Source organism: Nocardia violaceofusca NBRC 14427 (assembly GCF_963869435.1).
In the GTDB taxonomy this organism is placed as follows: domain Bacteria; phylum Actinomycetota; class Actinomycetes; order Mycobacteriales; family Mycobacteriaceae; genus Nocardia; species Nocardia aobensis.
In genome coordinates this window covers 469,030-482,885 of record NZ_CAWMPM010000004.1, presented here as the reverse complement: position 1 = coordinate 482,885, position 13,856 = coordinate 469,030, and the positions used below count along the sequence as shown (strand labels likewise).

The window sequence follows — 13,856 nt, the reverse complement described above, 5'->3', positions numbered from 1 at the left end:
GGGCTGCGGGTGGTTGTGGCCGGGCGGGTGCGCGGACGACAGTCGCGGCGGTGTGAGTCTCAGCGATCCGCGCGGGGCCCGGTGATGCGATAACCGCCGGCTTCGGCGACCACCTCGGTCACCGGCCCGGCCGGCCGCCCGCATTGCCGATCGCACCCGGACCAGTGCTGTCGCCCGGCGACGACCACCTGATCGGCCGCGACGCCGGACAGATCCGGGGCCGGGGCGCCGACCGGCAGCACCCGGCCGGTGGCGACGGCGTCGGCCGCATCGGCTCGCACGTCGGTGAGTGATTTCGCGCAGCCCGGCCGCCCGGCGCACGCGGTCACCGCCAGCCACGGCGAGTTCGCGTCGAAGATCAGGCCCATCGGTGCCAGCACCCGAACCACCTGCTCGGCGGTCCACTCGTCCATATCGGCCACGACCAGACTGCGCCAGGGGGTGATCAGAACCGGATGTTCCACCGCCGCGACGAATTCCGCGGTCCGGGCCGGGAGCGCGCCGAGGGGCACCGCCGCCCCGAGCGCGACCCGGTCGTCGGCCTGGGTGAGCCAGCCGATCGGAATATCGTGGCGGGCAACGAAATCCATCGGTTCGGCAATCGGGTCCAGAGCCAGTTCGGCCAGGATCCGAGCCGGGCCGTCGGCAACCTCGCGCAGCCGCCACTGTTCGCCGCGCACCCGCTGGAAGCTGTGTGCGGCCGCCAGCATCGTGTCCACCGCCCGGTCCGCGCCGATGCGCGCGCCCGAATCGCGCCCGGCCAGAACCAGCGCGAACTCGGCCTCATCGGTGGCGTGGACGCCGATATCGCCGCCGAGGCCACTGATGTCGCCGCGGCCGTCGTCGAGGGTGAACAGCACGCGCCCGGGTAGTGCGGCCAATTGCGGGGCCGCCCGCAGCCCCGCGTCGAGTTGCGCGGCCAGCGGATGCACATCGCTCCAGCCGCCCGACCGGCCCGACAGCGGCGAGGCCACGATGTTGCGCACCCGTTCGTGGGTGGGTGCCGGCAGCAGATCGGCGTGCTCGAGGCGCTCGGCCAGTGCTGCGGCGTCGTGCATCTGCCGCAACTGCACATTGCCGCGCGAGGTCAGTTCGATGCTGCCGTTACCGAGCTCGTCGGCCGCCGCGGCCAGCGCGCGCAGTTGGTCGGGGGTGATCGCGCCGCCGGGCAGCCGGATCCGGGCCAGCGGACCGTCGGCGGCCTGATGCAGGCGCAGGACACCGGGGCAGGAGTCGGGAGCGGAGCGCGTCATGATGGTCCCAGCCTACGAGCCGGGCCTGCCCGGGATGCGGCCGGTGCGTCCGAGGCCGGGCTGGTCAATGACCGCGGCGCAGGCGCAGCCGGTGACGCGCGGCGTGCGGCGCGTGGGACGGTCCGAGTGTGACGCCCGGCCAGTAGGAATCCCACAGGAGGCTCGGGCCGGTGTGGTGGGTGGTCCGGTCGTAATAGGCGGTCGCGCCGAACAGGCTGATACCGCCGACGAAGGCGCCCGCGCAGACAGCACCCGCGACGAGGGCCCAGCCGAGATGTCCGCTGCCGGCGGCGGTCAGCCCCATCGCCAGGGTGCCGAAGCCGATCAGAACGCAGAAGTAGCTGGTCCAGGCGACCATACGGTTGCGCCGCACCCAAGGCGGGGTGGCGGGCATGGGATCACCGGTCCTTCGGAGTATCCCTGTCGCGGGCGCTGATCACGGCCTTCCACAGCTGATCGTCGACGTAACTGTCCGACAACAGGTGTGGGTTGTCGTGGCGCTCGAGATGGTCGCGGCGGACAGTGGACTCGAAGACCAGCAGCCCGAAGATCGCGACCGCCGCGCAGGCGCCGGCGGCGACGAGCAACAGCCCGCCGTGGCCGCCCGCTGCAGCGGCCAGAGCCATTGCTAGCAATGCAACAGCAATCATCATGCATGTAATTCCCGACCAGGCGGCAAAGCGGTTCCGCCTGCTCCATCCCGGTGTGTTCGGCATATTCACAGCGTACGCCGCGGAGTTGGATCGGAAAATACCTGTCACAGCAGTGCGATAGCATCCGGAGGCTCGCCGATACGAGGAAAACCGGTGCAATTCCGGTGCGGTCGCGCCACTGTGACAGTCAGACCCTCCGGGCGGGCGGCCGTATCCATCATGGGCGCGTCACCCGAGGAGAACCGTGATCCTGCTGCTGTCCACATCCGACACAGATCTGCTGTCCGCGCGCGCGAGCGGCGCCGAGTACCGGCTCGCCAACCCGGCCCGGTTGCTGGTGGAGGATCTGCCCGGACTGCTCGACGGCGCCGATCTGATCGTGGTCCGCATCCTGGGCGGCCGCCGCGCCTGGGAGGACGGCCTGGACGCGCTGCGTGCCAGCGGGATTCCGCTGGTCGCCCTGGGCGGCGAGATGGCGCCCGATGCCGAGCTGATGGAGTGCTCGACGGTCCCGGGTGGAGTCGCCGCGGACGCGCACAACTATCTCGCCGCGGGCGGGCCGGGCAATCTGCTGCAGCTGCACAACTTCCTGTCCGACACGGTGCTGCTGACCGGTCACGGCTTCGAGCCGCCGGTGCAGCTGCCCTCCTGGGGTGAACTCGACCGAGCCCCGAAGACGTTGTCCGGCAACGATTCCCGCCTCGCCGACGCGCCGACGGTGGCCGTGCTGTACTACCGCGCCCAGCATCTGGCCGGGAATACGGCCTACGTCGAGTCGCTGTGCCGCGCGCTGGAACAGGCCGGCGCCCGTCCGCTGCCGCTGTACTGCGCGTCGCTGCGCAATGCCGAACCGGACCTGCTCGACACGCTGCGTCGCGCCGACGCGCTGGTGGTGACCGTGCTGGCCGCGGGCGGCACCAAACCCGCGACCGCCGCCGCCGGCGGTGACGACGAGGCCTGGGATATCGGCGCGCTCGCCGACCTGGATGTGCCGATCCTGCAGGGCCTGTGCCTGACCAGCGGCCGGGACCAGTGGGCGGACAACGACGACGGGCTCTCGCCACTGGACGTCGCCACCCAGGTCGCGGTGCCGGAATTCGACGGGCGGATCATCACGGTGCCGTTCTCGTTCAAGGAGTTCGACGCCGACGGTCTGTCGACCTATGTGCCCGACCCGGAGCGGGCGGCGCGGGTCGCGGGCATCGCGGTGCGCCACGCGCGGCTGCGGCATCTGCCCGTGGCGCAGCGGCGGATCGCGCTGATGCTGTCGGCGTATCCCACCAAGCATGCCCGCATCGGCAATGCCGTCGGGCTGGACACGCCCGCGAGTGCGATCCGGCTGCTGACCGAGATGCGTACGGCCGGTTACGATCTCGGCGCGGCAGGTGAGGTGCCGGGGCTCGAGGAGCGCGACGGCGACGCGCTCATCCACGCGTTGATCGCCGCCGGTGGCCAGGATCAGGACTGGCTCAGCGCGGAACAGTTGGAGGGCAACCCGATTCGCATCGGCGCCCGGCAGTACACGGCCTGGTTCGACACCCTGCCCGAGGAACTGCGTACCGCGGTCGTGGCGGCGTGGGGGCCGCCGCCGGGCGAGTTGTTCGTCGACCGCTCCGCCGATCCGGACGGTGAAATCGTCATCGCCGCACTGCGTTTCGGCAACATCGTGCTGCTGGTGCAGCCGCCGCGCGGCTTCGGCGAGAATCCGGTCGCGATCTACCACGATCCGGATCTGCCGCCCAGCCACCACTATCTGGCGGTGTACCGGTGGTTGTCCGCGGCGGCCGACGAGGGCGGGTTCGGCGCCGACGCGATGGTGCACCTGGGCAAACACGGCAATCTGGAATGGCTGCCGGGCAAGACGCTGGGCATGTCGGCGGCCTGCGGCACCGATGCCGCCCTCGGCGATCTGCCGCTGATCTATCCGTTCCTGGTCAACGACCCAGGCGAGGGCACCCAGGCCAAGCGCCGCGCCCACGCCACACTGGTCGACCATCTCATTCCCCCGATGGCGCGCGCGGAGACCTACGGCGATATCGCGCGCCTGGAACAACTGCTCGACGAGCACGCCAACATCTCGGCGCTGGATCCGGCCAAACTGCCCGCGATCCGCCAGCAGATCTGGACCCTGATGCGGGCCGCGAAGATGGACCACGACCTGGGCCTGGAAGAGCGGCCGGACGAGGACACCTTCGACGACATGCTGCTGCACGTCGACGGCTGGCTGTGCGAGATCAAGGATGTGCAGATCCGCGACGGCCTGCACATCCTGGGCCAGGCCCCCGCCGGAGAGGGCGAATTGGATCTGGTGCTGGCCATGTTGCGCGCGCGCCAGCTGTGGGGCGGCGAAGTGGCGGTGCCGGGGCTGCGCGAGGCGCTGGGTCTCGACGAATCCGGGGAGGAATCGCGCGAGCGCGTCGACGTCGTCGAGCAGCGCGCCCGGCAGCTGCTGGCCGCACTGCAGGCGGCGCAGTGGTCGCCGGAGGCGGTCGGGGAGCTGGTGGCCCGCTACGAACCCGATGCTCCGGACACCCTCGCCGCCGTCTTGCGGTTCGCCGCATCCGAGGTCGTGCCTCGGCTGCGGCAGACCGGAGTCGAGATCGAGCGGATTCTGCACGCCCTGAACGGCGGTTTCATCCCGGCCGGCCCGAGCGGCTCGCCGCTGCGCGGTCTGATCAACGTGTTGCCGACCGGGCGGAACTTCTATTCCGTGGATCCGAAGGCGGTGCCGTCGCGGCTGGCGTGGGAGACCGGGCAGGCGATGGCGGATTCGCTGCTGGAGCGCTACCGCGCCGACCACGGCGACTACCCGCGCTCGGTCGGGCTCTCGGTGTGGGGCACCTCGGCCATGCGGACCGCCGGTGACGATATCGCCGAGGTGTTCGCGCTGCTGGGTGTGCGGCCGGTATGGGACGAGGCGAGCCGCCGCGTCACCCGCCTGGAGGTGATCGACCTGGCCGAACTCGGCCGCCCGCGCATCGACGTCACCGTCCGGATCTCCGGCTTCTTCCGCGACGCGTTCCCGCACGTGCTGGCGCTGCTCGACGACGCGGTGCGGCTGGTCGCCGAGCTGGACGAATCGGCGGAGTCGAATTACGTTCGCGCGCATACCGATTCGGATCTGGCCGAGCACGGTGACCGCCGTCGTGCCACCACCCGGATCTTCGGCTCCAAACCCGGCACCTACGGCGCCGGCCTGCTGCAGCTGATCGACTCCAAGAGTTGGCGCACCGACGACGATCTGGCCCAGGTGTACACCACCTGGGGCGGCTACGCCTACGGCCGGGATCTGGACGGCGCGCCGGCCGCCGACGATATGCGCGCCGCCTACCGGCGCATCGCGGTCGCGGCCAAGAACACCGACACCCGCGAGCACGACATCGCCGATTCCGACGACTACTTCCAGTACCACGGCGGTATGGTCGCCGCCGTCCGCGCGCTGACCGGCAAGAATCCCGAGGCCTACATCGGCGATTCGACGCGTCCCGACGCGGTGCGCACCCGCACCCTCTCCGAGGAGACCACCCGGGTGTTCCGCTCCCGCGTGGTCAATCCGCGCTGGCTGGAGGCGATGCGCCGCCACGGCTACAAGGGTGCGTTCGAGATGGCCGCGACGGTCGACTACCTGTTCGGCTATGACGCCACCACCAATGTCGTCGCCGACTGGATGTACGAAAAGCTCTCGGAGAGCTACGTATTCGATGATGTGAACCGCAAGTTCATGACCGAGTCGAATCCGTGGGCACTGCACGGTATCGCCGAACGACTGCTCGAGGCCGCCGAACGCAAACTGTGGGAGGCGCCGCAGCCGGAAACGCTCGACCGGCTGCGGCAGATCTACCTCGAAACCGAGGGTGAGCTGGAGTAGCGCGATCCGGTGCGGCCGCTACGTCGGCGGGCGCACCGGGTCCTGCGCCGCGCGGCGGATGTGCGGGGCACGAGTTCGGCCCTACCGTGGGGATATGACCTGGAACGAACTCGCACAGCAGAAGTACGTCCTGCTCACCACCTACAAGAAGGACGGCACGCCGGTCGGGGCCCCGGTCTGGGTGGCTCCCGACGGCGACCGGCTGGTGGTCTGGACCAATCCGAAGACCTGGAAGGTGAAACGGCTGCGCCGCAATGCCGCGGTGACGGTCCAGGCCTGCGACGCCCGCGGCCGCACATCCGGATCGCCGGTGAGCGCCGGCACGGCGCGCATCCTCGATGCGGACGGGACCGAACGGGTCCGCGATCTCGTGGCCCACAAATACGGCGTGATCGGCACGGTGCTGATCCGCGGGCACAAGCTGATCTTCGGGAAGGATCGCTCGGTCGGGCTGGCGATCACCGCCGAACCGGCGGGGGAGTAATCGTCGCCGAATCAGGCCGGGGCAGCGGTGATTTCGATGCCGATCGTGCCCTTGCGGCCGCGCCGCAGCACGCTGCCGGTGACGATCAGCCAGCCCATGAGCGAGTACTTGCGCTTGATCAGCTGCCGGGTCCGGTCGCTGTCCTGCTCGTCGAGCACGCGGGCGGTGCCGCGCACGATCTCTCCGTGCGGCTTGCCGGATACGCTGCACGGCTGCAGGGTGACGTCCGGATTGCGCCGCACTCGCTTGACCTTCCACGCGGCGGTCTCGGTCCAGACGTACAACTTGGCATCGTCGAGCGCCGCCCACACCGGGGTCGCGACCGGCGTGCCGTCCTTCTTGTAGGTGGTGAGCAGAACGTAGTTCGCGGTACCCGCGGGCCCGAAAGGATTGTCCACGACTGCCGAGCCTAATCGGTCGAGCCCGGAGGCGGCAGCGCAGCGTCACCACGGAGGGCTCCCCGATCGAGCTCCGAACGACACTGCCCGATCGGTCGGGAGACCGATGTGAATCATGCCGTGTGCGTGAGGATTCGGGGGCCCTCGTCGGTGATGGCGACCGTATGTTCGGAATGTGCGGTGCGCGAGCCGTCGGCGGAGCGGATCGTCCACCCGTCCGGATCGGTGATGATGCGGTCGGTGGTGCGGGCGAACCAGGGTTCGATCGCGATGGTCAGGCCGGGAACGAGCCGCATGCCGCGCCCGGCGCGCCCGGCGTTGGGGATGTGCGGATCCTCGTGCATGGTGCGGCCGAGCCCGTGACCGCCGAATTCGGTGTTGACGGGGTAGCCGTACCGCCGCGCGACCGCCGCGATGGCCGCGGAGATGTCGCCGAGCCGCCCACCCGGCCGCGCGACCTCGACGGCGGCGGCCAAGGCCTCCTCGGTGGCGGTGACCAGCCGGGCGTCCTCGGGATCGGCGGTGCCGACGATGGTGCTGACCGCGGCGTCGGCGACCCAGCCGTCGACCGAGACCGCCAGATCCATGGTCAGCACATCACCGTCGCGCAGCCGGTAGTCGTAGGGCAGGCCGTGCAGGACCGCGTCGTTGACCGACAGGCAGACGGTGTTGCGGAACGGGCCGCGCCCGAACGAGGGCGCGTAGTCCCAGTAGCACGACACCGCTCCACGTTCCCGGATGCGCTGCCGCACATGCTTTTCCAGATCGAGCAGGTTCACCCCGACCTCGGCTTTCTCCCGCAGCTCCGCGAGCACCTGGGCGACGAAGCGTCCGGCCACGCCCATCCGCTCGATCTCGGCGGCTGTCTTCAGTTCGACCATGAAACCTCCCTGGAATCGGTATTTATATACCGACTCTAACCGTAGCGGTATTTGAATACCAGCTCTATGCTGAGGGCATGGTTCGACTTCCGCTGACCCCGGCCCAGGTGGAGGCCGGTCGCCGCCTGGGTGCGCATCTGCGTGCGGCCCGAGGCGATAGAGACCCCGCGGAGATCGCCCGGGCGGCCGGCATCTCGCCGGAGACACTGCGCAAGATCGAATCCGGCCGGCTGCCCAGCCCGGCGTTCGGCACCGTCGTCGGACTCTCCGGTGCGCTGGGAATTCCGTTGCAGGAGTTGGCCGAGGTCTGGCAGTCCGCACGCCTCAGCGCCTCGGCCTGACGGTCCCGATCAGTTCTCCTCGACGCGGAACAGGGGCAGGGCCGTGTCGGCGATCGCCTCCGGGGAGGGGAGTGCGGCGCGCGCCTCCGGCGGGCTCATTCGCGACTGGAGTGCCCGCTGATGTGCCGCGCCCACCACCAGCAGGGCCGCGGTGCGTGGTTCGGCGACGATGCGGTGGCGGGCCGAGAGGTGTCCGATCACCACGTCCAGGGCGCGATGCGGGCCCAGATCGAAGTCGCGGCTGCGTTCGGAGTAGACCGCGCGCAATTCGGCATCGGATTCGATCGCCGCGATGACGGGGAGCGCGGCGCGGAAGAAGTCCTCCAGCACGGTCACCAGGCGCACGAGATCGGTGCGCAGATCGGGCGATTCGGCCTCGTCCACCGAATGTGCGGGATCGGCGAGCATATCCTTCAGCGGCCGCAGGTGATGCTGGATCACCGCTTGGAGCAGACCGGTGCGATCGCCGAAGTGGTAGAAGATGCTCGATTCGGCGACCCCGGCGCGAGTGGCGATCTCCTTGGTGGTGAGCCGCGCGACCCCGGAGTTCGTGAGGACTTCCTGTGCGGCCGCGATCACGGCCTCCCGCACCCCGCTGCGCGGCCGCCCTCGGGTGCGTGCGGGTGGTTCGGTGGGCTCGGTGTGCTGGCGGGGCACCACATCTTCCTTCCGATCGGACGTGCTCTTGCAGTATGCCGCAACCCGTCGTATTTTCTGAGTAGGCACTCGAAAATATTGATCGGAGCTGTCGTCATGTCCACTTCCAGCACACCTCCCTCCGCCGGCACCCCGGCCGCCGAGTCGGCGGGCCGCGGCCGGTTGCGCATGCAGACGGCGGTCGACGCCGCCATGCGCGCGCTGCTGCGGTCGCCCCTGCATCGCCTGCTCAGCGCGAAATTGATGATCGTCACCGTGGTCGGCCGCAAAACCGGCCGTGTCTACGCGAATCCGGTCGGCTATGCCGAATCCGACGGCGCGCTGCTGGTCGGCACGGCGGCGGGCTGGCGGCGCAATCTGCGGCCGGGCGAACCGGTGCGGATCACCTGGCGCGGCCGGGAGCGGCTCGCGGACTGGGAGGTGATCTCCGGCGAAGACGAGATCGCCGAGCCCTACCGCGTCATCCTCACCCAGAACCCGACGCACGGCCGCTTCGCCGGCATCGGCCTCGACGCCGACGGCAATGTCGACCGGGAACAACTGCGCGCCGCGATCGGCCGCGGCACGGTGGTCGTGCGGCTGCGGCCGCAATCGATGCGCTGAGCGCTCAGGTCGCCTGGCTGACCGAGGACATGTGGAAGTCGGGGATACGCATCGGCGGCATGGCCGTGCGGGTGAACCAGTCCTTCCATTCGCGCGGCAGTGTGATCTCGGTGGCGCCGACCTCGGTGGCGCGGCGCAGCAGATCCAGCGGGCTCTCGTTGAAGCGGAAGTTGTTCACCGCGGCGGTGACCGCGCCGTCCTCCACCAGATACACGCCGTCGCGGGTCAGGCCCGTCTGCAAGAGGGTGGCCGGATCGACCTCACGGATGTACCACAGGCAGGTCAGCAGCAGACCGCGCTCGGTGGTGGCGATCATCTGCTCGAGCGTGCGATCCGTCCCGCCGCTGAGCAGCAGATTCTCACCGGCCACCGTGACGGGAGCGTCGTACTGCGCGGCCACGGCGCGTGGATAGATCAGCGACTCGATCACTCCCTCGCGCAGCCAGTCGACGCGACCGGCCGACAGGCCGTTGTCGAAGATCGAGGACGTCTCCGACGAGGCCGCGGTCGCCACGAACGGCCGGTACTCCAATCCGGCGGCGGCCGGGTCCGAGTACAACGTCAGCGGCAGGTCGGTGAGGCGCTCGCCGACGCGGGTGCCGCCGGCCCGGGCGAATGCGGTGTGTCCCTCGTGGGCGCCGCGCCCGTCCATCGACCACAGCATCGGAATGAGCAGATCCGCCACCGCCGAGGGCGGTAGCAGGGTGGGGTAGCGGCCGGCCGGCAGTTCGACCCGGCGGGCGCACCAGTCCAGGCGCCGGCTCAGCTCGGCCAGCAGTGCGGTGACGCCGATATCGGCGAAGTCGGCGGTCGGCGCGCCCACCCAGGCGCTGGCCGGATCGTTGTCGCCGCGTTTGCCGTTGATCTCGATGGATCCGGTGGGCTCGGTCCACCGGCGGCGGATACCGGTCGACGTGCCCAGCCAGGTGGTGTGCAGCTGATGATGGGCGAAACCGTAGAGCCGGTCGGCGCCGGCGAATCCGACCGCGAGCTCACCGGCGAGTCCGGTGAACACCTCGATACCGGTTTCGCGCACCGGGCCCGACCACTCCGAATCCGGTTGCGCGCCCGCGTTTTCCGGGTCCAGCAGCGGCATCGCGTCGGCGGCGGGCTCGGCGGTGCGAGCCGCCTCTTCGGCACTGCGCACCACTGCCTCGATCTCGGCGGGGTCCACGCTCGTGGAACCGACACTGCCCACCCGCGCCGAGCGCGGGCCCTCGCGCAGGATCGACACCACCGCCCAGGACCGCGACACCGACGACCCGTTGGTGGTCATGGAATTACCGGCCCAGCGCAGCGAGGCCTCCGACGCGTCGGTGACGATGACGATCGTCTCGTCCGCGCGTGCGACGGCCAGCGCCCGCTCCACGACCTCCGCGCCGTGCATCATCGTCACCGACCGGCCTCCCGTGTTGTCTGCGAATTCCGAACCGTGGCCGTTCACCCTGCCTCCTGTGTCTTGCGGGACACCCGCACCCGGTCGGCAGGATGAGTGGCTGCGCGAGTGTTACTCACCCTGCCTCCTGGCGGGTGTTGAGGATGTTCACCCCACGCACCAGCACCGACGGGCACCCGTGCGATACCGCCGCGACCTGGCCGGGCTGGGCCTTACCGCAGTTGAACGCCCCGCCCAGGACCCAGGTCGACGGGCCGCCGACGGCTTCCATCGCGCCCCAGAAGTCGGTGGTGGTGGCCTGGTAGGCGACATCGCGCAGCTGTCCGGCCAGCTCCCCGTTGCGGATCCGGAAGAAACGCTGCCCGGTGAACTGGAAGTTGTAGCGCTGCATGTCGATCGACCAGGATCGGTCACCGACGATGTAGATGCCGTCTTCGACGCGCGAGATCAGCTCGGCGGTGCTGGTATCGGTCTGCGGATCGGGCTGCAGCGACACGTTGGCCATGCGCTGAATCGGCACGTGGTGGGCGGAATCGGCGTAGGAGCAGCCGTTGGACCGGGGCACCCCGAGACGTGGCGCGAAGACCCGGTCGAGCTGATAGCCGACCAGGGTGCCGTCTCGCACCAGATCCCAGCGTTGCCCGGCCACCCCCTCGTCGTCGTAGCCGACCGTCGCCAGGCCGTGCTCCTGGGTCCGGTCGCCGGTGACGTGCATGATCGGGGTGCCGTAGCGCAGCGTCCCGAGCTTGTCGGGGGTGGCGAAGGAGGTTCCGGCGTAGGCCGATTCGTAGCCGATCGCGCGATCGTATTCGGTGGCGTGACCGATGGATTCGTGAATCGTCAGCCACAGATTGGTCGGATCGATCACCAGGTCGGTGGGACCCGGCGTCACCGAGGGCGCGGCGACCTTCTCGGCCAGCCACTGCGGTATCCGGGCCAATTCGTCGCCCCAGTCCCAGACTCCGTCGGCGCCGGTGACGTACTCCCATCCGCGCCCTGCGGGGGCGGCGAGCGTTCGCATGGTCTCGAAACCGCCCGTCGCCGCGTCGACGGTGATCGCCTCGAGTTGCGGATGCAGCCGCACCCGCTGCTGAGTGATCGTGGAACCCGCGGTGTCGGCGTAGTAGGTCTGCTCCTTGACCTGCAGCACCGAGGCCGTGACGTGATCGATGCCCGTGGCCGAGGACAGGCGCTGCGAATAGTCCTGCAGCAGCGCGACCTTCTCCGGCGTCGGCACGGTGAACGGGTCCACGTCGTAGGGCGAGACCCAGGTGGCGTCGCGGTAGACCGGTTCGTCGGCGAGTTCGACCCGCTCGCGGTTGAGCGCCCGCACGGTGGCCGCGACCGTGACCGCGCGCTGGGCCACCGCCACGGCGGTCGCGGACGTCAGCTCGCAGTGCGAGGCGAAACCCCAGGTGCCGTCGACGATCACCCGGACCGCGAAGCCCAGGTCGACGGCGTTGTCGACGGACTCGACCCGGCCGTCGCGCAATCGGATCGATTGCGTCACCAGCCGGTGCACCCGCAGATCGGCGTGTTCGGCGCCGGCCGCGCGTGCCGCCGTCAGCGCCGCGTCGGTCAGGGCGGCCAGCGGTAGCGCGCGGAACTGTTCGTCCACGGTCGCGGATGCGATGCTCACCCGGCCTACGCTAATTGCTGACCGCCGACCGGGCCAACAGATTCGCCGACGGGTGCGGCGAAACACTCCGGGCCCCAATGCGACACGCCGTGCAAGTGTGCAGCTGATGCAAACATGCACGAAATGCGGTGTGGCACGGACTGAAACGCGCGCGAAACGCGCAGCCTGCCGCAGGTTGCGGCACCGATGGCGTACTGTCTGCCCGCGTGCCGCCATCCGCACTCCGTGACCGCAAGCGGGAACGCACCCGCCGCTCCCTCCTCGAGGCTGCCGCCGACCTGTTCGAATCGCGCGGCTACGAGGCGACCACCGTCGCCGATATCGCCGCGACCGCCGAGGTGGGTACCAGAACATTCTTCAACTACTTCGAGAGCAAAGAGGAACTGCTCTTCCCCGAACCCGACGAACGCGTGACCGCGGCGGTGGCCGCGATCGCGAGCCGCCGCAGTGACGAACGGCCCGTCGAGGTGCTGCTGCGCGCGCTGCGTGCCGCCGGCGACAATCCCGGTGACCACCTCGGCGACGATCTCGCGGCCCGAATCGCGGTGTTGCGCGCCCAGGTCTCGCGCACCGTTCCCGCCGTGAGCGGCCGGGCCGCACACGCCCAGCTGGCCGCGCAGCAGGAGATCGCGCGGCGGCTGCGCGACGCGTTCCCCGACGAATTGGACGAGGTCGGCGCGGCCGCGCTGGTCGGCGCCGTCGTCGGCGCGGTGTCGGGCGCGCTGACCGTGCTGTTCTCCGGCCGCCACGCGATCGAGGACGGGGAGCGACTTCATCGCACCATTCGCGAGACCACGTCGCGGGTGCTGGCGCCCTGGCTCTCGGCCGGGCGGCATCTGACCGCGGAGGCGCGCTGCTGAGCGCGGCTCAGCCGAACTGCTGCCAGCCGAGGCGAATGACCATCGCGGTCACCACGACCAGCAGCACCGCGCGCACGAACCCGGCGCCGCGGGCGAGCGCCATCCGCGAACCCACCACGGACCCCGCGATATTCGCCACCGCCATGCCCAGGCCCACCGACCAGATGATGTGCCCGGTGGCGGCGAGCAGAATCAGCGCGCCGAGATTGGAACCGCAGTTGATCACCTTCGCCATGGCTGCGGCGCGCACGAACTCGGTACCCAGCAGGGTGGCGAAGGAGATGATCAGGAAGGTGCCGGTGCCGGGACCGACCAGCCCGTCGTAACCGCCGATCAATCCGGCCGACAGGCCCACCACCAGGATCGTGCGGCGCCGGGTCGGCGGGTGGGTGGCCATCGTCACCCCGATCGAGGGCCGTGTCGCCACCACGATCGCAACACCGATCAGCACCGCCATCACGATCGGGATGAAATAGCGCCGGTCGATCAGCGCCACCGCGGCCGAACCGGCGGCCGCCGCGCACGCCGCGATCACCGCTCCCGACAGCATCAGCGGCCGGTTCATCGGCACCCGGCGCGCGAAAGTCAGGGCGGCGGCGCTGGTTCCGGCGAATGCGGCGATCTTGTTCGTGCCCAGGGCGGTCTGGGGGGCCAGCGTCGGCGCCACCAGCAGCAGGGTCGGCAGAATGATCAGCCCGCCGCCGCCCACCACGGCATCCACCCAGCCCGCGACCGTGGCCGCGGGCAGCAGCACCGCCCAATCAGCCACATCCACGTCGGCGACACAATCAGAGTTCGCGACGTGCGGCAAATCGTGGCGCCC

The 13,856-nt window shown here is 70.1% G+C and carries 14 protein-coding genes; 5 read left to right on the top strand and 9 right to left on the bottom strand.

What is annotated here, in order from left to right; translation table 11 throughout:
- Nucleotides 1-59: 59 nt before the first annotated feature.
- The 3 genes from cobG to AC5592_RS04565 form a co-directional block, all read right to left on the bottom strand.
- The gene (cobG, locus tag AC5592_RS04575; protein ID WP_036501616.1) at nucleotides 60-1,253 is read right to left on the bottom strand and encodes a precorrin-3B synthase; all 1,194 of its coding nucleotides are present in this window, start codon (nucleotides 1,251-1,253) and stop codon (nucleotides 60-62) included.
- Between the two features lie 64 nt (nucleotides 1,254-1,317).
- Nucleotides 1,318-1,647: a hypothetical protein gene (locus AC5592_RS04570; protein WP_063063500.1), complete on the bottom strand. Its 330-nt coding sequence runs from the start codon at nucleotides 1,645-1,647 to the stop codon at nucleotides 1,318-1,320.
- 4 nt (nucleotides 1,648-1,651) lie between these two features.
- Nucleotides 1,652-1,879, bottom strand: a complete 228-nt coding sequence (locus tag AC5592_RS04565; RefSeq protein WP_036501614.1) for a hypothetical protein — start codon at nucleotides 1,877-1,879, stop codon at nucleotides 1,652-1,654.
- Between the two features lie 271 nt (nucleotides 1,880-2,150).
- Between AC5592_RS04565 and cobN the strand changes: the two genes are divergently transcribed.
- The gene (cobN, locus tag AC5592_RS04560) at nucleotides 2,151-5,774 is read left to right on the top strand and encodes a cobaltochelatase subunit CobN (RefSeq protein WP_063063499.1); all 3,624 of its coding nucleotides are present in this window, start codon (nucleotides 2,151-2,153) and stop codon (nucleotides 5,772-5,774) included.
- A gap of 94 nt (nucleotides 5,775-5,868) precedes the next feature.
- Nucleotides 5,869-6,258, top strand: coding sequence for a PPOX class F420-dependent oxidoreductase (locus AC5592_RS04555; protein WP_036501611.1), 390 nt, complete (start codon nucleotides 5,869-5,871; stop codon nucleotides 6,256-6,258).
- 11 nt (nucleotides 6,259-6,269) lie between these two features.
- On the opposite strand, the gene AC5592_RS04550 is transcribed toward AC5592_RS04555, so the two are convergent.
- Both AC5592_RS04550 and map read right to left on the bottom strand, forming a co-directional pair.
- Nucleotides 6,270-6,656 carry a PPOX class F420-dependent oxidoreductase gene (locus tag AC5592_RS04550; protein ID WP_036501609.1) on the bottom strand — a complete coding sequence of 129 codons (387 nt, stop codon included), beginning with the start codon at nucleotides 6,654-6,656 and terminating at the stop codon, nucleotides 6,270-6,272.
- Nucleotides 6,657-6,769: 113 nt separating this feature from the next.
- On the bottom strand, nucleotides 6,770-7,537 hold the full coding sequence (gene map, locus AC5592_RS04545) for a type I methionyl aminopeptidase (protein WP_036501607.1): 768 nt from the start codon (nucleotides 7,535-7,537) through the stop codon (nucleotides 6,770-6,772).
- 77 nt (nucleotides 7,538-7,614) lie between these two features.
- Here map and AC5592_RS04540 point away from each other — a divergent pair, with 77 nt between their 5' ends.
- Nucleotides 7,615-7,878, top strand: a complete 264-nt coding sequence (locus AC5592_RS04540) for a helix-turn-helix domain-containing protein (protein ID WP_036501604.1) — start codon at nucleotides 7,615-7,617, stop codon at nucleotides 7,876-7,878.
- Between the two features lie 9 nt (nucleotides 7,879-7,887).
- Here AC5592_RS04540 and AC5592_RS04535 read toward each other — a convergent pair whose 3' ends face one another.
- Entirely contained in the window at nucleotides 7,888-8,535 is a 648-nt protein-coding gene (locus AC5592_RS04535; RefSeq protein ID WP_157163407.1) for a TetR/AcrR family transcriptional regulator, read from the bottom strand.
- Nucleotides 8,536-8,631: 96 nt separating this feature from the next.
- Here AC5592_RS04535 and AC5592_RS04530 point away from each other — a divergent pair, with 96 nt between their 5' ends.
- Nucleotides 8,632-9,138, top strand: coding sequence for a nitroreductase/quinone reductase family protein (locus tag AC5592_RS04530; RefSeq protein ID WP_051024627.1), 507 nt, complete (start codon nucleotides 8,632-8,634; stop codon nucleotides 9,136-9,138).
- A 4-nt stretch (nucleotides 9,139-9,142) separates the two neighbouring features.
- Here the strand turns inward: AC5592_RS04530 and AC5592_RS04525 are convergent, their stop codons facing one another.
- Nucleotides 9,143-10,528: a metallopeptidase TldD-related protein gene (locus AC5592_RS04525; RefSeq protein WP_036501654.1), complete on the bottom strand. Its 1,386-nt coding sequence runs from the start codon at nucleotides 10,526-10,528 to the stop codon at nucleotides 9,143-9,145.
- A 121-nt stretch (nucleotides 10,529-10,649) separates the two neighbouring features.
- Entirely contained in the window at nucleotides 10,650-12,173 is a 1,524-nt protein-coding gene (locus AC5592_RS04520) for a TldD/PmbA family protein (protein WP_063063498.1), read from the bottom strand.
- 206 nt (nucleotides 12,174-12,379) lie between these two features.
- Between AC5592_RS04520 and AC5592_RS04515 the strand changes: the two genes are divergently transcribed.
- Nucleotides 12,380-13,033, top strand: coding sequence for a TetR/AcrR family transcriptional regulator (locus AC5592_RS04515; RefSeq protein WP_083870789.1), 654 nt, complete (start codon nucleotides 12,380-12,382; stop codon nucleotides 13,031-13,033).
- Between the two features lie 7 nt (nucleotides 13,034-13,040).
- Here AC5592_RS04515 and AC5592_RS04510 read toward each other — a convergent pair whose 3' ends face one another.
- A complete protein-coding gene (locus tag AC5592_RS04510) occupies nucleotides 13,041-13,808 on the bottom strand; it encodes a TSUP family transporter (protein WP_036501599.1) in 768 nt (255 codons plus the stop codon).
- Nucleotides 13,809-13,856: the final 48 nt, after the last annotated feature.